Annotated in this window: 13 protein-coding genes and 3 rRNA genes; 15 read left to right on the forward strand and 1 reads right to left on the reverse strand. The window is 69.3% G+C overall.

The window, feature by feature from the left end:
• From A6R01_RS07245 to A6R01_RS07260, 4 genes are all read left to right on the forward strand, one after another.
• Positions 1–198 (forward strand): 16S ribosomal RNA (locus A6R01_RS07245); the annotation flags it as partial.
• A 514-nt stretch (positions 199–712) separates the two neighbouring features.
• Positions 713–3,805: ribosomal RNA gene (locus A6R01_RS07250) — 23S ribosomal RNA — on the forward strand.
• 167 nt (positions 3,806–3,972) lie between these two features.
• Positions 3,973–4,089: ribosomal RNA gene (gene rrf, locus A6R01_RS07255) — 5S ribosomal RNA — on the forward strand.
• 193 nt (positions 4,090–4,282) lie between these two features.
• Positions 4,283–4,657 carry a single-stranded DNA-binding protein gene (locus A6R01_RS07260; RefSeq protein WP_292604800.1) on the forward strand — a complete coding sequence of 125 codons (375 nt, stop codon included), beginning with the start codon at positions 4,283–4,285 and terminating at the stop codon, positions 4,655–4,657.
• Here the strand turns inward: A6R01_RS07260 and A6R01_RS07265 are convergent.
• Positions 4,632–5,663 (reverse strand): DUF1015 family protein, encoded by a 1,032-nt coding sequence (locus A6R01_RS07265; RefSeq protein WP_292604801.1) that lies wholly within the window; start codon positions 5,661–5,663, stop codon positions 4,632–4,634. The two genes, A6R01_RS07260 and A6R01_RS07265, sit on opposite strands and share 26 nt — an antisense overlap.
• Positions 5,664–5,685: 22 nt before the next feature.
• Here A6R01_RS07265 and A6R01_RS07270 point away from each other — a divergent pair, with 22 nt between their 5' ends.
• The 11 genes from A6R01_RS07270 to A6R01_RS07320 all read left to right on the forward strand — a co-directional run bounded on the left by A6R01_RS07270 (position 5,686) and on the right by A6R01_RS07320 (position 18,440).
• Positions 5,686–6,702: an HAD-IIA family hydrolase gene (locus tag A6R01_RS07270; RefSeq protein WP_292604802.1), complete on the forward strand. Its 1,017-nt coding sequence runs from the start codon at positions 5,686–5,688 to the stop codon at positions 6,700–6,702.
• Positions 6,703–6,711: 9 nt separating this feature from the next.
• A complete protein-coding gene (locus A6R01_RS07275; protein ID WP_292604803.1) occupies positions 6,712–6,900 on the forward strand; it encodes a hypothetical protein in 189 nt (62 codons plus the stop codon).
• A gap of 5 nt (positions 6,901–6,905) precedes the next feature.
• On the forward strand, positions 6,906–7,757 hold the full coding sequence (locus tag A6R01_RS07280; protein ID WP_292604804.1) for a TlyA family RNA methyltransferase: 852 nt from the start codon (positions 6,906–6,908) through the stop codon (positions 7,755–7,757).
• Positions 7,754–8,686, forward strand: a complete 933-nt coding sequence (locus A6R01_RS07285; RefSeq protein WP_292604805.1) for an NAD kinase — start codon at positions 7,754–7,756, stop codon at positions 8,684–8,686. The genes A6R01_RS07280 and A6R01_RS07285 overlap by 4 nt, the downstream gene beginning before the upstream one ends.
• A complete protein-coding gene (gene recN, locus A6R01_RS07290) occupies positions 8,683–10,434 on the forward strand; it encodes a DNA repair protein RecN (RefSeq protein ID WP_292604806.1) in 1,752 nt (583 codons plus the stop codon). Before A6R01_RS07285 ends, recN begins: the two co-directional genes overlap by 4 nt.
• 39 nt (positions 10,435–10,473) lie before the next feature.
• Positions 10,474–12,165: a CTP synthase gene (locus tag A6R01_RS07295; protein ID WP_292604807.1), complete on the forward strand. Its 1,692-nt coding sequence runs from the start codon at positions 10,474–10,476 to the stop codon at positions 12,163–12,165.
• Entirely contained in the window at positions 12,162–12,764 is a 603-nt protein-coding gene (locus tag A6R01_RS07300; RefSeq protein WP_292604808.1) for an NUDIX hydrolase, read from the forward strand. Before A6R01_RS07295 ends, A6R01_RS07300 begins: the two co-directional genes overlap by 4 nt.
• A gap of 638 nt (positions 12,765–13,402) precedes the next feature.
• Entirely contained in the window at positions 13,403–14,452 is a 1,050-nt protein-coding gene (gene ald, locus A6R01_RS07305; protein ID WP_292604809.1) for an alanine dehydrogenase, read from the forward strand.
• Between the two features lie 11 nt (positions 14,453–14,463).
• Entirely contained in the window at positions 14,464–15,417 is a 954-nt protein-coding gene (xerD, locus tag A6R01_RS07310) for a site-specific tyrosine recombinase XerD (RefSeq protein WP_292604853.1), read from the forward strand.
• Complete coding sequence (locus tag A6R01_RS07315; protein ID WP_292604810.1) at positions 15,414–18,008, forward strand: RNA helicase; 2,595 nt, start codon at positions 15,414–15,416, stop codon at positions 18,006–18,008. Before xerD ends, A6R01_RS07315 begins: the two co-directional genes overlap by 4 nt.
• A 105-nt stretch (positions 18,009–18,113) precedes the next feature.
• Positions 18,114–18,440, forward strand: coding sequence for a GNAT family N-acetyltransferase (locus A6R01_RS07320; RefSeq protein ID WP_292604811.1), 327 nt, complete (start codon positions 18,114–18,116; stop codon positions 18,438–18,440).
• The last annotated feature ends 34 nt before the right edge of the window (positions 18,441–18,474 follow it).

An 18,474-nucleotide genomic window follows, 5' to 3' on the forward strand; every position in this document is an offset into this window, starting at 1 on the left:
GTAATCGCAGATCAGCAACGCTGCGGTGAATACGTTCCCGGGCCTTGTACACACCGCCCGTCACGTCACGAAAGTCGGCAACACCCGAAGCCGGTGGCCCAACCCTTGTGGAGGGAGCCGTCGAAGGTGGGGCTGGCGATTGGGACGAAGTCGTAACAAGGTAGCCGTACCGGAAGGTGCGGCTGGATCACCTCCTTTCTAAGGAGCACACGCCCCGATCACCAACGAGTGTTTGGTGACGCATGGTGGTGTTCACTAGTGGAATCGTCGACGTACGCTGCCGATCGGTTCGGTTCGTGTCCTCAGTACTACCCGATGTCTGCCCCGCTGTTGTGTGGGGTGGGTGTGTGGGTGTGGAACCTGGGTGCGGAACGGTCTGGTGGGTGGTTGGCACACTGTTGGGTGTCTGAGGGATCAGATGCCTCTGTTGCCTGAGCTGGTGCTCATCTTCCTTGGATGGGGGGTGGGTGGGGTTCTGGGCTTGATACCGCCTTGACCGGGTGGGCCTCCTTGGGGGGTTTGCGCCGGTGGGTGGGTTTGGTTTGTGAATAGTGGACGCGAGCATCTTGTAGCAATACGAGAGGTCAAGGTGGCCCTGGCCGGCGGCGCATGCGCATCGTTGGTGGTGTGGTGTGTGGTTGGTGGGGTTGTTCTTGGTCTTGTGTGTTAGCTGTAGTTTCTTTGTAGTTGTGTTTCTTGTTGAGTGTTTGTGAGACAAGCTATGAAGGGCACATGGTGGATGCCTTGGCATCAAGAGCCGATGAAGGACGTAGTAGCCTGCGATAAGCCCTGGGGAGTTGGCAAACGAGCTGTGATCCGGGGGTGTCCGAATGGGGGAACCCAGCACGAGTCATGTCGTGTTACCCGCGCCTGAATATATAGGGTGTGTGGAGGGAACTCGGGGAAGTGAAACATCTCAGTACCCGAAGGAAGAGAAAACAACAGTGATTCCGAGAGTAGTGGCGAGCGAAATCGGATGAGGCTAAACCATGCACATGTGATACCCGGCAGGGGTTGTGTGTGTGGGGTTGTGGGACCGCGTGGATCTATCTGCCGGTAGGTCGCACAGTAAGAAAGTACGCGTGAAGTCGAAGTCCGTTGGAAAGCGGCGCCGTAGAGGGTGATAGCCCCGTAGGTGTAAGTGTGTGCCTGTGTCGCGGTATCCCAAGTAACACGGAACCCCTGAAATTCCGTGTGAATCTGGCGGGACCACCCGTTAAGCCTAAATACTCCTTGATGACCGATAGCGGACCAGTACCGTGAGGGAAAGGTGAAAAGTACCCCTGGCGGGGAGTGAAATAGTACCTGAAACCGTGTGCCTACAATCCGTCGGAGCTAAGCCCTCGTGGTGAGGTGACGGCGTGCCTTTTGAAGAATGAGCCTGCGAGTTTGCGTTGTGTGGCGAGGTTAACCCGTGTGGGGCAGCCGTAGCGAAAGCGAGTCCGAATAGGGCGTGTTAGTCGCACGATCAAGACCCGAAGCGAAGTGATCTATCCATGGGCAGGTTGAAGCGCGGGTAAGACCGCGTGGAGGACCGAACCCACTTAGGTTGAAAACTGAGGGGATGACCTGTGGATAGGGGTGAAAGGCCAATCAAACTTCGTGATAGCTGGTTCTCCCCGAAATGCATTTAGGTGCAGCGTTGTGTGTTTCTTGCCGGAGGTAGAGCACTGGATAGCCGATGGGCCCTACCAGGTTACTGACGTTAGCCAAACTCCGAATGCCGGTAAGTGAGAGCGCAGCAGTGAGACTGCGGGGGATAAGCTCCGTAGTCGAGAGGGAAACAGCCCAGACCATCAGCTAAGGCCCCTAAGCGGTGACTAAGTGGAAAAGGATGTGGAGTCGCATTGACAACCAGGAGGTTGGCTTGGAAGCAGCCACCCTTGAAAGAGTGCGTAATAGCTCACTGGTCAAGTGATTCCGCGCCGACAATGTAGCGGGGCTCAAGTCATCCGCCGAAGCTATGGCATTCGTACATCAACCACCAACGTGGGTACGGATGGGTAGGGGAGCGTCGTGTTCCGAGTGAAGCGGCCCAGTGATGGAGTCGTGGATGGGACACGAGTGAGAATGCAGGCATGAGTAGCGAATGACGTGTGAGAAACACGTCCGCCGAATGATCAAGGGTTCCAGGGTCAAGCTAATCTGCCCTGGGTAAGTCGGGACCTAAGGCGAGGCCGACAGGCGTAGTCGATGGACAACGGGTTGATATTCCCGTACCGGCAAAGTAGCGCCCATGACGAACCTGGTGATGCTAACCATCCGAAGCCACCCATGACCGATCCCTTCGGGGTGAGGCGGGGTGGTGGAGCATGGGACCCGAGCTGGTAGTAGTCAAGCGATGGGGTGACGCAGGAAGGTAGCCCAACCACAGCGATGGTTGTCTGTGGCCAAGCGTGTAGGGAGTCAGATAGGCAAATCCGTCTGACGGTGCGCATGCACGATCCTGAGACGTGATGGGGACCCCGTATGGGGGAAGTGGGTGATCCTATGCTGTCGAGAAAAACCTCTAGCGAGCTACGCGCCGCCCGTACCCCAAACCGACTCAGGTGATCAGGTAGAGAATACCAAGGCGATCGAGCGAACCATGGTTAAGGAACTCGGCAAAATGCCCCCGTAACTTCGGGAGAAGGGGGGCCCGGATCGTGTACCCACTAGCTGGGGAAGCGTGAAGGGCCGCAGAGACCAGGGGAAAGCGACTGTTTACTAAAAACACAGGTCCGTGCGAAGTTGTAAGACGATGTATACGGACTGACTCCTGCCCGGTGCTGGAAGGTTAAGAGGACCTGTTAGAGAGCAATCTCGAAGCGGAGAATTTAAGCCCCAGTAAACGGCGGTGGTAACTATAACCATCCTAAGGTAGCGAAATTCCTTGTCGGGTAAGTTCCGACCTGCACGAATGGAGTAACGACTTTCCCACTGTCTCAACCGTGGACTCGGCGAAATTGCACTACGAGTAAAGATGCTCGTTACGCGCGGCAGGACGGAAAGACCCCGGGACCTTTACTATAGTTTGGTATTGGTGTTTGGTTCAGACTGTGAAGCAGCCACGCCAGTGGTTGTGGAGTCATCGTTGAAATACCACTCTGGTCGTACTAGATGTCTAACCTAGGTCCGTTATCCGGATCAGGGACAGTGCCTGATGGGTAGTTTAACTGGGGCGGTTGCCTCCTAAATGGTAACGGAGGCGCTCAAAGGTTCCCTCAGCCTGGTTGGCAATCAGGTGGCGAGTGTAAGTGCACAAGGGAGCTTGACTGTGAGACAGACATGTCGAGCAGGGACGAAAGTCGGAACTAGTGATCCGGCCACGGCATGTGGAAGCGTGGTCGCTCAACGGATAAAAGGTACCCCGGGGATAACAGGCTGATCTTCCCCAAGAGTCCATATCGACGGGATGGTTTGGCACCTCGATGTCGGCTCGTCGCATCCTGGGGCTGGAGTAGGTCCCAAGGGTTGGGCTGTTCGCCCATTAAAGCGGCACGCGAGCTGGGTTTAGAACGTCGTGAGACAGTTCGGTCCCTATCCGCCGCGCGCGCAGGAAACTTGAGAAAGGCTGTCCCTAGTACGAGAGGACCGGGATGGACGAACCTCTGGTGTGCCAGTTGTCCCGCCAGGGGCACGGCTGGTTAGCTACGTTCGGAAGTGATAACCGCTGAATGCATCTAAGCGGGAAGCACGTTTCAAGATGAGGTTTCCCACCGGGACAACCGGGTAAGGCCCCCAGCAGAACACTGGGTTGATAGGCCGGAGGTGTACAGCAGCAATGCCCAGCCGACCGGTACTAATAGGCCGAGGGCTTGTCCCACACTCACTCAACAAGACACACAAACACACATGTGTCACGACGATGGTGAGACTGCACTGCGCACACGTGTTCGCGTCCACACACAAATCACACATAGATTTGACCACCACACCCCGCCACCCGCACGTGGGGGCACACACCCCGGGGTTGTGGTGAGTCGCCAGAGTTACGGCGGCCATAGCGAAAGGGAAACACCCGGTCCCATCCCGAACCCGGAAGTTAAGCCTTTCAGCGCCGATGGTACTGCGACCGCGAGGTCGTGGGAGAGTAGGACGCCGCCGGACATATCAGAGGCGGGGCTGCTCGCATTTCACCCCCAACACCCGCGACTCCGGGCCCCTCTCGTCGTCCCGGCTCCCGGTCTCAGCCCCCTGGTCATGCACAGGAGTGCGCTGAGGTCGATCGGTCCACAGGCCGCGGAAGCCGTCTACTGCTGCCAGCCGGCCGTGGGCACAGTGCCTCCCGGAGGTGGTGCAGATGGCACGTGAGAAGACCGAGATCGAGCAGCGGACCGATGACCGGCCCGCCGATCGCAACGACCTGGTGCTGGTCGGGAGGGTGTCGGCCGATCCCGAGGTGAAGCAGCTGCCCAGCGGGGACTGCGTGTGGCTCTTCCGACTGGTCGTGCGGCGACCCGAGGGAGCGGCGTCGCGACAGACGGTCGACACCCTGGAGTGCAGCGCCTGGTCGCCGCGCGTCCAACGCAGCGTGAGCGGGTGGCGGGAGGGGGACATGGTCGAGGTGACCGGCTCGGTGCGACGGCGCTTCTTCCGCGCCGGTGGGGTGCCCCAGAGCCGGGTCGAGGTGGAGGTCGCGACGGCGCGGCTCAGACGTCGCGCAGCCGCCGGGTGAGGACGCCGGGACGCGGCTTGGGCTGGAAGGACGTGGCCTTTTCCGGGAGCAACCGGCCTTGGCGCACGACGGCGAGCACCTCGTCGAGCGTGGGAGCGGGGAGCAGGATCGCGCTGCGCTCTCGGCGCCGAGCCTCCGAGAGCGCGGCGTCGGCTTCGTGGTGGTAGGCCGTTTCCGTGAGCGGCAGTCCGCTCAACATCCGGTCCAGTGCGAGCACCGGCATGGTGGCCGTGGTGACCAACCCCGATCCTCCCGGTGGTCCCGGGGTGGGCGGGAGCGTCAGGACGTGCGTGCGGCCCGACTCCCAGACGACGATGCGACCGGGGGCCATCTCGTGCAGGGGGTTGCTGGTCGCGGTGGGCGTGACGCCCCAGCCCTGCCGGCGGGCGGTCTCGACGACGCGGCCGGGAACCACCCGGTGGATCGCACCGAGGTGCAGGGGAGTGTCGTCGTGGTCGACGAGGACGCTGAGGGCGCGGTCGGCTCCGCGCGTGCCGGAGGTGTGCAGTCGCAGGTGTGCTGCGTATCGGTGATGCCCGTCCGCGAGCAGGGCGCTGGTGCGCGAGAGCTCGTCCGCCACGAGGTCGAGCTCGCTGGGTCGGGCGAGGGCCCACACCCGGTGACGTTGGTCGCGCAGGATGCGTACCAGGCGGGGAGGCTCGGAACAGACCTCGTCGAGCAGAGATCGCAGGGGCGCCGACCCGTGGTGGGCCAGCAGGATGGGCGCCGTGTCGACACGGCCACGGGCCATCCGTCCGGCGAGCTGCTGGACCTGGTCGGCGTGGACACGCTCGTGCGGCAGGACGACGGCCTGGCGGGAGGTGCAGGGGCCGCCGCTGAGGTCGAGGAGCCCCACGAGGCCGCGGACGGTGAATCCGGAGGAGGTCCACTCGTGCACGAACAGGGTGCGGGTGCCGACGTCGGGACGACCACGTGGACGGAAGGTGTGCAGGCGGAACGGCCCCGCCAGCGGTGGGGGAGCGACGGCCGGGTCGGACTCGTCCATCGGACCATCGTAGGCTGCGCGCGTGCTGGGCTGGAGCGATCAGGAGCTGTGCGCCGTCCACGACCTGGTGATGCTCGACCTCGACGGTGTCGTCTACGTGGGGGGTGCGGCGGTGCCCGGCGCAGCGGCCTCGATCTCGGCCGCCCGGGAGCGGGGGATGCACCCGGCCTTCATCACCAACAACGCCTCGCGCACGCCTGAGACCGTGGCCGGTCACCTCACCGAGCTCGGCGTACCGGCCCGGGACGCCGACGTCGTCACCTCGGCCCAGGCCGCGGCGAGGGTGCTGGCGCAGGACCTGCCCCGCGGAGCGCGGGTCGTGCTGCTGGGAGCCGCGGGCCTCGAGCAGGCACTGGAGGCGGAGGGGCTCGAGCCGGTCGGGGTCGAGGACGACGCCGAGGCCGTGGTCACCGGGTACGGCCCGGACGTGCTGTGGCGCGACGTGATGCGGGCGGCGGTCCGCATCCGCGACGGACTGCGGTGGGTCGCCTCCAACACCGACATGTCGATCCCGACCCCCTACGGCACCGCCCCCGGCCACGGGGTGCTGGTGGAGACGTTGCGCCGGTTCACCGGCGTCGACCCGGTCGTGGCAGGCAAGCCGGAGCGCCCGCTGCTCGAGGAGACGATCAGGCGGGTGGGTGGTGAGCGTCCGCTGATGGTGGGGGACCGGCTCGACACCGACATCGAGGGGTCGGTGGTCCTCGGCATCCCGTCGCTGCTGGTGCGCACCGGGGTCAGTGGTCTCGGCGAGCTGGTCGCCGCGCGTCGCGAGGAGCGACCGACGTACCTGGCAGCCGACCTGTCCGGACTGCTCCGCCCGCACCCGCAGGTCCACCGGGACGGTGGCGCCTGGGAGTGCGGTGGCTGGAGCGCGGAGGTGGTGGACGGCGCGCTGCGGGTCGTCGGGAAGGGCACGCCCGACGACTGGTGGCGGGCAGCGGTCTCTGCGGCGTGGACGCACCTGGACGAGGTGGGCGACGTGGTCGACGTGGCGGCCGTGCATCCGCCCGCGGACGACGTCGGCGCCGCGCGATAGCCTCGCCACATGGACGAGCAGGTGCGCACGGGGGTGGCGTCGGTCGACGCCGTCATCGAGTCGGTGGAGGCGCTGGCCGATCGCCCGCTCGCCGAGCACGCGGCGGTGTTCACGGCGGCTCAGGAACGTCTGCGCCGCGCGCTCGACGCGGACCCGCAGGCCTCCCCCCAGCCCTTCCCTCAGCACGAGGAGGGCTGAGCGGGGTGCCGCCTCGCCGACTGCGGCTGGACCAGGAGCTGGTCCGCCGAGGTCTCGCCCGCTCCCGCGAGCACGCCAGTGAGCTGGTGGCCGCGGGCCGCGTCACCGTCTCCGGCGCACCGGCCCGCAAGCCCGCGACCGGGGTCACCACCGACGTGGCCATCGTCGTGCGCGAGGACGTCGACCGTCCCGACTACGTCTCGCGCGGCGGTCACAAGCTCGCCGGGGCGCTGGACGCGTTCGCCACGCTCGGTCTGACGGTGGACGGGCGTCGCTGCCTGGACGCCGGGGCATCCACCGGGGGCTTCACCGACGTGCTGCTGCGCAGGGGTGCGTCGCGCGTGCTCGCGGTCGACGTCGGCTACGGACAGCTGGCCTGGTCGCTGCAGAGCGACGAGCGGGTCGTGGTCCACGACCGCACCAACATCCGCGAGCTCGACCTCGAGGTCGTGGGCGACCCGGTCGAGGTGGTGGTGGGAGACCTTTCCTTCATCTCGCTCTCGCTGGTGCTCGACGCGCTGATCGGCGTCACCCGTCCAGACGGGGACCTGGCGCTGATGGTCAAGCCGCAGTTCGAGGTGGGCAAGGACCGGGTGGGCAAGGGCGGCGTCGTGCGGGAGCCGTCGCTGCGCGCCGAGGCGGTGCTGGGCGTGGCCGACGCCGCTGCCCGCCGCGGCTGGGGAGCGGTGGCCGCGACGACGAGCCCGTTGCCCGGCCCCTCGGGCAACGTGGAGTTCTTCCTGTGGCTGCGCCGGGGGCCGGCCACCGTGACCGCTGAGCAGGTCGAGGCGCTGGTCCGGGGAGACGACCCGCTCGCCGCGGCCGCGACGTCGGCGGGTGAGAGGGTGGAGCCGTGACCCGTCGTGTGCTGCTGCTGACCCACACGGGGCGCGAGGACGCCTGCGAGGTCGCGCTGGCCTGCTGCCGGGCGCTGTCGGCGCACGGCATCGTGGTGCGGATGCCTCCGGGCGAGATGGCCGACCTGGGCATCAGCGCGGACGACCCCGAGATCCGGGTGGAGCCTGCCGCCGAGGGCGACCAGGCCGGCGTCGACTGCGAGCTGGCCCTGGTCCTCGGCGGGGACGGCTCGATCCTGCGCGCCGCCGAGGTGACCCACGCCACCGGCACCCCGCTGCTGGGGGTCAACCTGGGGCACGTCGGCTTCCTGGCCGAGGCGGAGCACGACGACGTCGAGAGCACGATCGAGGCGGTCGCGTCGGGTCGCTACGCGATCGAGGAGCGCACCACCCTGGACGTGCGGGTCGTCCGCGACGGCGAGGTCGTGACGTCCACGTTCGCCCTCAACGAGGCCAGCGTGGAGAAGGCCGCGCGTGAGCGGATGCTCGAGGTGGTCGTCGAGGTCGACGGTCGCCCGCTGTCACGGTGGGGCTGCGACGGCGTCGTGTGCTCGACCCCGACCGGGTCGACCGCCTACAACTTCAGCGCCGGCGGACCGATCGTCTGGCCCCAGGTCGACGCCCTGCTGCTCGTGCCCATCTCGGCGCACGCGCTGTTCGCCCGCCCCCTCGTGGTCGCACCCACCTCCGTGATGGCGGTCGAGGTGCTGGCCAACACCGAGGGGTCGGGCGTGCTGTGGGCCGATGGCCGGCGGGCGGTGGACCTGCCGCCCGGCGCCCGGATCGAGGTACGCCGCGGCGAGCGTCCGGTGCGCCTGGTGCGTCTGCACGAGGCGCCGTTCACCGACCGGCTGGTCGCCAAGTTCGGGCTGCCGGTCGAGGGGTGGCGCGGCTCGGCCGAGCGCCGGCGTCGGAGCGAGGCGCCATGATCGAGGAGATCAGGATCCAGAGCCTGGGGGTCATCGACTCCTCCACCCTCGAGCTGGGACCCGGGCTCACGGTCATCACCGGTGAGACCGGTGCCGGCAAGACGATGGTGGTCACCGCCCTCGGCCTGCTGCTGGGTGGCCGCGCCGACAGCGGAGCGGTCCGCACAGGGGCCCGCACGGCACGTGTCGAGGGGGTCGTGGTCACCGACGACCTGCCTGAGCTCGTCGACGGCGTCGAGGAGGCCGGCGGCACCGTCGAGGACGGACGGGTCGTGCTCGCCCGCAACGTCTCCGCCGAGGGGCGCTCGCGTGCCTTCGTGGGCGGGGCGTCCGTGCCGGTGGCGACCCTGTCCGGGGTCAGCGAGCCGTTGGTGGCGGTGCACGGCCAGTCCGACCAGCACCGGTTGCTGCGGCCCCGTGCCCAGCGCGACGCCCTCGACCGGTTCGGCGGGGAGCCGCTGGCCGAGGCGGCCGCGGCGTACCGCCAGCTCTTCGACCGGCTGCGCGCCGTCGAGGAGGAGCTGAGCGACGTCGTCACCCACGCCCGCGAGCGCGCCCGGGAGGCCGACCTGCTGCGGCTGGGCCTCGAGGAGGTTGAGGCCGTCGCCCCGCAGGCCGGTGAGGAGGACCAGCTCGCAGCCGAGGAGACCCGCCTGGGGTTCGCCGACACCCTCCGTGCGGCCGCAGAGCAGGCACGGGAGGCCCTGTCGAGCGAGCAGGGCGGTCCCGACGCGATGGGCACCGTCGGGGCGGCGCGCACGCTCCTGGACGGCGTGCGTGACCACGACCCGGAGGCAGCCGCGCTGGCCGACCGGGCCGCCGAGCTCGGCTACGTCCTCGCCGACCTGGCGACCGACGTGGCGTCGTACGCATCGGGGATCGACACCGATCCTGCGCGCCTGGCGGCGGTCTCGGAGCGTCGCGCCGACCTGACCAAGCTGACCCGGAAGTACGGCGAGACGCTCGAGGAGGTGCTGGAGTGGGCCGAGCGCTCGGCCGCGCGGCTGCTCGAGCTCGACGGCTCCGACGAGCGGGTCGAGGCCCTGCGCGCCGACCGTGCCCGGCTGCGCACCGAGCTCGCGGCCGCGGCCACCGTTCTCAGTGACCTGCGCACCGACGCGGCACGTCGCCTGGGTGAGCAGGTCAGCGACGAGCTGACCCTGCTGGCGATGCCGCACGCAACCCTGTCGGTGGCGGTCCGTCAGCACGAGACCGACGCGCCTCAGGACGCGGACGCCCCCGGCGTGCCGTTGCAGGTCGGGGAGCGGTGGGTCCGCTTCGCGCCCAGCGGCATCGACGAGGTCGAGCTCCTGCTGGCGGCCAACACCGGCTCGGACCCGCGCCCGCTCGACAAGGGAGCCTCCGGTGGTGAGCTCTCGCGCGTGATGCTCGCCGTCGAGGTCGCGCTCGCCGGCACCAGCCCGGTGCCCACGTTCGTCTTCGACGAGGTCGACGCCGGCGTCGGTGGAGCGGCCGCGGTCGAGGTCGGTCGTCGGCTCGCCGAGCTCGCCCGAACCTCGCAGGTGCTGGTCGTCACCCACCTGCCCCAGGTCGCGGCGTACGCCGACCGGCACGTCGTGGTGCGCAAGTCCCACGACGGCACGATCACCAGCTCGGGACTCACGCTGCTCGGCGAGGAGGAGCGCGAGCACGAGCTGTCGCGGATGATGGCCGGCCTGACCGGCTCGGACACCGCGCTGGCCCATGCGCGGGAGCTCCTCGAGGTGGCGAGGACCGCGCGCGCCTGAGTCCTGAGCACGGCAGGTCATGCCCTAGGATGGAATCCCGTGAGGAACTCAGGCCCGACCAAGCACGTGTTCGTGACCGGAGGCGTCGCCTCCTCGCTCGGGAAGGGTCTCACTGCCTCCAGCTTGGGGCGCCTTCTCCGCTCCCGCGGGCTCTCGGTGACGATGCAGAAGCTCGACCCGTACCTCAACGTGGACCCCGGGACGATGAACCCGTTCCAGCACGGCGAGGTCTTCGTCACCAACGACGGCGCCGAGACCGACCTGGACATCGGTCACTACGAGCGGTTCCTCGACGCCGACCTCTCCGGTCGCGCCAACGTCACGACCGGTCAGGTCTACTCCAACGTGATCGCCAAGGAGCGTCGCGGCGACTACCTCGGTGAGACCGTGCAGGTGATCCCGCACATCACCGGGGAGATCTGCGAGCGCATCCTCGCCATGCACGGCGACGACGTGGACGTCGTCATCACCGAGATCGGCGGGACCGTGGGCGACATCGAGTCGCTCCCGTTCCTGGAGGCCGCCCGCCAGGTCCGTCAGACGATCGGCCGCGACAACGTCTTCTTCGTCCACGTCTCCCTGGTGCCCTACATCGGCCCCTCCAAGGAGCTGAAGACCAAGCCGACCCAGCACTCGGTCGCAGCCCTGCGCCAGGTCGGCATCCAGCCCGACGCCGTCGTGTGCCGCGCGGACCGCGAGCTGCCCGAGGGCATCAAGCGCAAGATCGCCGACATGTGCGACGTCGACCGCGAGGCCGTCGTCACCGCTGCCGACGCGCCGTCGATCTACGACATCCCCAAGGTGCTGCACCGGGAGGGCCTCGACGCCTACGTGGTGCGCAAGCTCGACCTGCCCTTCCGGGACGTCGACTGGCGCGAGTGGGACGACCTGCTGCGCCGGGTCCACCACCCCGAGGAGGAGGTGACGATCGCGCTGGTCGGCAAGTACATCGATCTGCCCGACGCCTACCTCTCGGTGGCCGAGGCGCTGCGCGCCGGTGGGTTCGCGCACCACGCGAAGGTCAACATCGAGTGGATCCCCTCCGACGAGTGCGCGACCCCGGCCGGAGCGGCCAGGAAGCTGCAGGACGTGGACGCGGTGTGCGTCCCCGGAGGCTTCGGCATCCGGGGCCTCGAGGGCAAGCTGGGCGCGCTGACCTACGCCCGCACCCACGGCATCCCGACCCTCGGCCTGTGCCTGGGCCTGCAGTGCATGGTCATCGAGTACTCCCGCACGATGCTCGGGCTGGAGAAGGCCGGGTCGACCGAGTTCGACCCCGAGACCCCCGAGCCGGTCATCGCGACGATGGCCGAGCAGAAGGAGTTCGTGGAGGGAGCCGGGGACCTCGGCGGGACCATGCGCCTGGGGATGTACCCCGCCCACCTCAAGGCCGGCTCGATCGTGCGCGAGGTCTACGGCGACGAGGTCGTCTCCGAGCGGCACCGGCACCGCTACGAGGTCAACAACGCCTACCGACCCCGCCTGGAGGAGGCCGGCCTGGTGTTCTCCGGCACCTCGCCCGACGACACCCTGGTCGAGTACGTCGAGCTGCCGCGCGAGGTGCACCCCTACTACGTCGCCACCCAGGCCCACCCCGAGCTGCGCTCGCGTCCGACCCGGCCGCACCCGCTGTTCAAGGGGCTGGTCGGCGCCGCGATCGCGCGCCAGAGGGAGCTGCGCTTCCCGATCGACGAGAAGGGCCTGCGGCGCGAGCCCGCCGACGACGAGTGACCTCCTCCAGCCACCCGCCGCTGCGCGACGAGCCCGGCTCCTGGCCGGTCGTCGAGAGCCGCGACCTGCACCGCGACGAGTGGGTCGTGGCGCTCCGCGAGGACCGCATCACCGTGCCCGACGGGTCGGGCGAGCCGTTCCGCCGCCTGGTGCTCGAGCACCCCGGGGCCGCGATCGTGCTCGCCGTCGACGACGACGGGCGGGTCCTGTGCCTGTGGCAGTACCGCCACGCCACGCAGCGAACCTTCGTCGAGATCCCGGCCGGGCTGCTGGACGGCGGTCCTGACGAGTCGCCGCTGGACGCCGCGCGGCGCGAGCTCGTCGAGGAGGCCGGGCACGAGGCCGAGGAGTGGACCCACCTCGCGACGACGTACGCCTCGCCGGGCATCTCGGCCGAGGTCGCCCACATCTACCTCGCGCGCGGTCTGCGGCACGTGGGTCGGCACGGCTTCGAGCCCGAGCACGAGGAGGCGCACATGCGCACCGGCTGGGTGCCCTTCGCCGAGCTGCTCGCCGCGGTGCTGGCCGGCGACGTGCAGGACGCACCGGTGGTGATCGCCGTCCTCGCAGCCCACGCTCGTGGTCTGATGTCCTCGTGACAGCGCAGTCCGAGCCGGTCGAGGGCGCCCCATGAGGGTCACGTTCTGCGGGGTGCGGGGCTCCACCCCGGCCCCGGGCCCCGACTTCGTGCGGTACGGCGGGCCCGAGCAGGTGGCCGGTCGCCCGGGCGACGCGCACGCGACGCTGGCACGGTGCTTCTCGCCTCCGCACTTCCCGGTCGAGCCTCGCGAGCTCGGCGGGGGATGGACCTTCGCGGAGATCGCCGAGGGCACCCGCGCGCTCGAGGGCTTCGAGGTGCTGGCTCGCCAGATCCCGCACAAGGGCGGGCGCACCTTCGGCTACCGCGTCTCCGACGGCACCGGCTCGATCGCCTACCTCTCCGACCACAGCCCGACCAGCCTGGGGCCCGGCTCCGACGGGCTGGGGGAGCGGCACGAGTCCGCCCTCGCGCTCGCCGACGGCGTCGACCTGCTGATCACCGACGCCCAGCACCTGGCCGCCCAGTTCCCCGACGTCGCCTTCCTCGGCCACGCCACGCTGCTTCCCGGGACGCGGGTCGGGTCGGGGATCACCTGCGCCCTCGGGACGCTGTCGGTGCGCGCAGCGGTCGCCGCCTCCTCCGACGAGGTGCAGGTGGCCGTGCGCTCGGAGCAGGTGCAGGTCGTGCCAGCTCGGCGTGCACGAGCTGACCGCGCACGGGCACGAGGTGCTGATCGAAGAGGGGGCCGGTCTCGGGTCCCAGATCACCGACGAGGAGTTCGTCGCCGCCGGTGCACGGATCCTCAGCACGGCCGACGACGTGTGGGCCACCGCCGAGATGGTGCTCAAGGTCAAGGAGCCCGTCGCGGAGGAGTACCACCGCATGCGGGAGGGCCAGACCCTCTTCACCTACCTCCACCTGGCTGCGGACAAGCCCCTGACCACCGAGCTGCTGGACCGCAAGGTCACCGGCATCGCCTACGAGACCGTCCAGCTCCCTAACGGCTCGCTCCCCCTGCTCTACCCGATGTCCGAGGTCGCGGGCTGCCTCGCGCCGCAGGTCGGGGCGCACGCCCTGCTCAAGGCCCAGGGCGGACGTGGCGTGCTGCTCGGTGGCGTCGGCGGCGTCGCCAGCGCCAAGGTCGTCATCATCGGCGCCGGCGTCTCGGGCCAGAACGCCGCGAACATCGCGCTGGGCATGGGTGCCGACGTCACGCTGCTCGACACCGACCTGGACAAGCTGCGGATGTCGTTCTGGCGCTACAACAACCAGGTGCACGGCCTGGCCTCCTCCAAGCTGGCCATCGAGCAGCACGTGAAGACCGCCGACATGGTGATCGGCGCCGTGCTGATCCCCGGCGCCGCCGCGCCCAAGCTGGTCACCAACGACCTCGTCGCGCAGATGAAGCCCGGCTCCGTGCTCGTCGACATCGCCGTCGACCAGGGCGGCTGCTTCGAGGACACCCGCGCGACCACCCACTCCGACCCGACCTACCAGGTGCACCAGTCGACCTTCTACTGCGTGGCCAACATGCCAGGGGCGGTCCCGGTCACGTCGACCTACGCGCTCACCAACGCCACGCTGCCCTACACCGTCGCGCTGGCCAACAAGGGCTGGCGCCAGGCGCTGACCGACGACGCGAGTCTCGCCAAGGGGCTCAACACCCACGCGGGCTCGCTGACCAACAAGCCGGTCGGTGAGGCGGTCGGGATCGACGCGGTGGGCCCGGAGACCGTCCTGGCGTGAAGGCACCCACCATGACCGGGGCTCCCGGAGCCGTCGAGCGGGCGGTGCGCACCTACCTCGACCACCTCGTGGTCGAGCGCGGCGTCGCCGCCAACACCCTCTCCTCCTACCGGCGCGACCTGCGGCGCTACCGCGCCTACCTCGCCGAGCGGGGGATCACTGACCTCACGCAGGTGGGGGACGGCGTGGTCGCCGACTTCCTGGTCCGCCTGAGGGAGGGCGACGCCGAGCACCAGGCGCTCTCCTCGACCTCGGCGGCCCGCACCCTGGTCGCGGTGCGCGGCTTCCACCGGTTCGCCGTGGCCGACGGCCTGGTCGAGCACGACCCGGCCGCCGGCGTACGACCTCCGCAGCCGGCCAAGCGGCTGCCCAAGGCGCTGCCGCTCGCCGACGTCGAGGCGATCCTGGAGGCGGCCGGGTCGCCGGGCACCTCCCTGGCGCTGCGCGACCGGGCGCTGCTGGAGGTGCTCTACGGCACCGGCGCACGCATCTCCGAGGCCGTGGGCCTCGACGTCGACGACCTCGACGTCGACCCGACCACCGGGCAGGGCACGGTGCTGCTGCGCGGCAAGGGCGGCAAGCAGCGGCTGGTGCCCGTGGGGTCCTTCGCGCTGGAGGCGGTCGACGCCTACCTGGTGCGCGCCAGGCCGGAGCTGGCCTCGGTGGCCAGCGGCGCTGGGGCGCGGGGAGCGATGTTCCTCAACGCCCGGGGCGGCCGGCTCTCGCGCCAGTCCGCGTGGACGGTGCTGACCCGCGCGGCCGAGCGGGCCGGCATCACCCGTGAGGTCTCCCCGCACACGTTGCGGCACTCCTTCGCCACCCACCTGCTCGACGGCGGCGCCGACGTCCGCGTGGTCCAGGAGCTGCTCGGGCACGCCTCCGTGACGACCACGCAGGTCTACACGCTGGTCACCGTCGACAACCTGCGCGAGGTCTTCGCCACCGCGCACCCCCGCGCTCGGTGACCGCCCCCAGCTGGCCGGCCGCCGGGTCGAGCCCCGACGAGGTCTACGCCGCGGTGACGGCGTACGCCGAGTCCAGGGGGCTGGAGCTCTACCCGCACCAGGACGAAGCCGTCATCGAGCTGCTTGCCGGATCCAACGTCGTGCTGGCCACGCCGACCGGGTCGGGGAAGTCACTGGTGGCGCTGGCCGCGCACGCGGCGGCGCTGGCGAGCGACCGGGTGAGCTTCTACACCGCTCCGATCAAGGCGCTGGTGAGCGAGAAGTTCTTCGACCTGTGCCAGGTCTTCGGCGCCGAGGACGTCGGGATGCTGACCGGCGACGCGGCGGTCAACCCCGACGCCCCGATCATCTGCTGCACCGCGGAGATCCTCGCCAACCTGACGCTGCGCGAGGGCAGGGCCGCCGACGTCGGCCTCGTCGTGATGGACGAGTTCCACTACTACGGCGAGCCCGACCGCGGCTGGGCCTGGCAGGTGCCGCTCCTGGAGCTGCCGGACACGCAGTTCCTGCTGATGTCGGCCACGCTCGGTGACACCACCGAGCTGCGCGAGGACCTCACCGCACGCACGGGCCGCGAGTCGGTGCTGGTGGACCAGGCCGAGCGGCCCGTGCCGCTGTCCTTCACCTGGTCGCTGGACCCGGTGGCCGAGAAGCTCGAGGAGCTGGTGACCACCGGCCAGGCCCCGGTCTACGTCGTCCACTTCACCCAGAAGGACGCCGTCGAGCACGCCACCTCCCTGCTCAACGCGGGCTGGGTCTCGGCCGCGGTGTCGAAGGAGCGCAAGGCCGAGCTCGCCGAGCGGATGGCCGGTGTCCGCTTCGCGGCCGGCTTCGGCAAGACGCTCGGCAAGCTGCTCAGACGCGGCATCGGCGTCCACCACGCCGGCATGCTGCCTCGCTACCGCCGGCTGGTCGAGCAGCTCGCGCAGGCCGGGCTGCTCCAGGTCATCTGCGGCACCGACACGCTCGGGGTCGGCATCAACGTCCCCATCCGCACGGTGCTGTTCACCGGGCTCGCCAAGTTCGACGGCAACCGCTCGCGGGTGCTGCGGACCCGGGAGTTCCTGCAGATCGCGGGCCGCGCGGGTCGTGCGGGCTACGACACCTCCGGCTTCGTGGTCGTGCAGGCACCCGAGCACGTCATCGAGAACGAGAAGGCCAAGGCCAAGGCCGCCGAGCGGGTCGCGGCGGGGAAGAAGAAGAGCAAGGCCCAGCTGAAGAAGCCGCCGGAGGGCACCGTCGTCTGGACCGAGGCGACCTTCGAGAAGCTCGTCGCGGGGGAGCCCGAGCCGCTGGTGCCCCGGATGCGCGTGGACAACGCCATGCTCCTCAACGTCGTCTCCCGGGAGGAGGACGCGTTCCCGGTGCTGCGTCGGCTGCTCACCGAGAACCACGAGCCCCGCCGCCAGCAGCTGCGGCTGGCCCGGCGCGCGCTGCGCCTGGCCCGGTCCCTGGTGCACTCCGGTGTGCTCGAACGCCTCGACGAGCCCGACGAGCACGGCCGGCGCTACGTCGTCGGGGTGGACCTGCCCGCCGACTTCGCGCTCAACCAGCCGCTGGCGCACTTCGCGCTGGCCGCCCTCGACGTCCTCGACCCGGAGGCGGAGACCTACGTCCTCGACGTCGTCTCGGTCATCGAGGCGGTGCTCGAGGCTCCGCGCCAGGTGCTGATGGCCCAGCAGTTCGCCGCGCGGGGCGAGGCGGTCGCGGAGATGAAGGCCGACGGCCTGGAGTACGACGAGCGGATGGCGCTGCTGGAGGAGATCACCTGGCCGCAGCCGCTGGCCGAGCTCCTCGGAGCGACGTACGAGATCTACCGGCAGTCGCACCCGTGGCTCCCCGAGGACCTGCTGTCCCCGAAGTCCGTGGTGCGCGAGATGTGGGAGCAGGGGATGTCCTTCACCGACGTCGTCTCCCGCTACCAGCTCGCGCGATCGGAGGGCCTGGTGCTGCGCTACCTCACCGACGCCTACCGCACGCTGCGGCAGACCGTGCCGGAGCAGCACCGCACCGAGGAGCTCGAGCTGCTGGTCGACTGGTTGGGCGAGACGATCCGCCAGACCGACTCCTCGCTGCTGGACGAGTGGGAGTCGCTGACCGACCCGGAGGGCGCGCTGGCGCGCCTCGGCGAGGAGCTGACCTCGGCGCACGCGCCACCGCCGCCTCCACGACCGCTGTCACAACAGGGCCGCGCCTTCGAGGTGATGGTGCGCAACGCCATGTTCCGCCGGGTCGAGCTGGTGGCCAGGGACGACCTCGACGGGCTGATGGCGCTCGAGCGGGCCGCTGCCGATCGCACCGAGCCGCCGCGCGAGGTGCTGATGACGCGGTCGGCGTGGGACGAGTCGATCGAGGCCTACTACTCCGACCACGACTCCGTCGACATGGGCCCCGATGCCCGGGCACCGCAGCTGCTGGTGCGCGAGCCGGGCACCGACGACGAGACGGGGGCGCGGGTGCTGCGCGTCCGTCAGACCGTCCACGACCCGGAGGGGCACCACGACTGGGTGGTCGAGGCGGTCGCCGACCTCGACGCCACCGACGCGGTCGGCGAGCTGGTCATGCCGACGGTGGCCTTCCGTCGACTCTGAGCCACCGGCGCCGGACAGGCTGACGACGCGGGGACCGCGGAGCAGAGCAGCGGCGGGTCGGGGACGCCCCAGGTGCGGAACGGCTGTCGGCATAGTGTGGCCGGCATGAGTGACTCCGGTGGTCCCCACGGCACGGTCCAGGTCCGGCACGAGCCGGAACAGTGGCGGTGGGCGGCGTACGTCGACGGCGTGGAGGCCGGGTTCGCCGAGTACGTCCTGGTCGAGGACCCGGCCCGGATCGTCTTCCCCCACACCGTCACGCACCCGGCGTACGGCGGACGCGGTGTCGCCTCCCAGGTGGTGGCTGCCGCACTGGCGTGGGTGCGCGACACGGGGGAGCGTCGGGTGGTGCCGCAGTGCTGGTTCGTGGCCCGTCACCTCGAGCAGCACCCCGAGCTCGGCGACCTTGTGGCCGGCCCCTCGGGCACCTAGAGTCACGGCCCAGCGCCCCCGTTGCTTTGTCGAC

The sequence above is a fragment of the Nocardioides sp. REDSEA-S30_B4 genome (assembly GCF_001627265.1).
Lineage (GTDB): Bacteria > Actinomycetota > Actinomycetes > Propionibacteriales > Nocardioidaceae > Nocardioides.

Bases quoted from the DNA above. Each gene is read 5' to 3' on its own strand.
- A6R01_RS07260 (WP_292604800.1), top strand. From the start codon at position 4,283: ATGGCACGTGAGAAGACCGAGATCGAGCAGCGGACCGATGACCGGCCC.
- A6R01_RS07265 (WP_292604801.1), bottom strand. From the start codon at position 5,663: ATGGACGAGTCCGACCCGGCCGTCGCTCCCCCACCGCTGGCGGGGCCG.
- A6R01_RS07275 (WP_292604803.1), top strand. From the start codon at position 6,712: ATGGACGAGCAGGTGCGCACGGGGGTGGCGTCGGTCGACGCCGTCATC.
- recN (WP_292604806.1), top strand. From the start codon at position 8,683: ATGATCGAGGAGATCAGGATCCAGAGCCTGGGGGTCATCGACTCCTCC.
- xerD (WP_292604853.1), top strand. From the start codon at position 14,464: ATGACCGGGGCTCCCGGAGCCGTCGAGCGGGCGGTGCGCACCTACCTC.
- A6R01_RS07320 (WP_292604811.1), top strand. From the start codon at position 18,114: ATGAGTGACTCCGGTGGTCCCCACGGCACGGTCCAGGTCCGGCACGAG.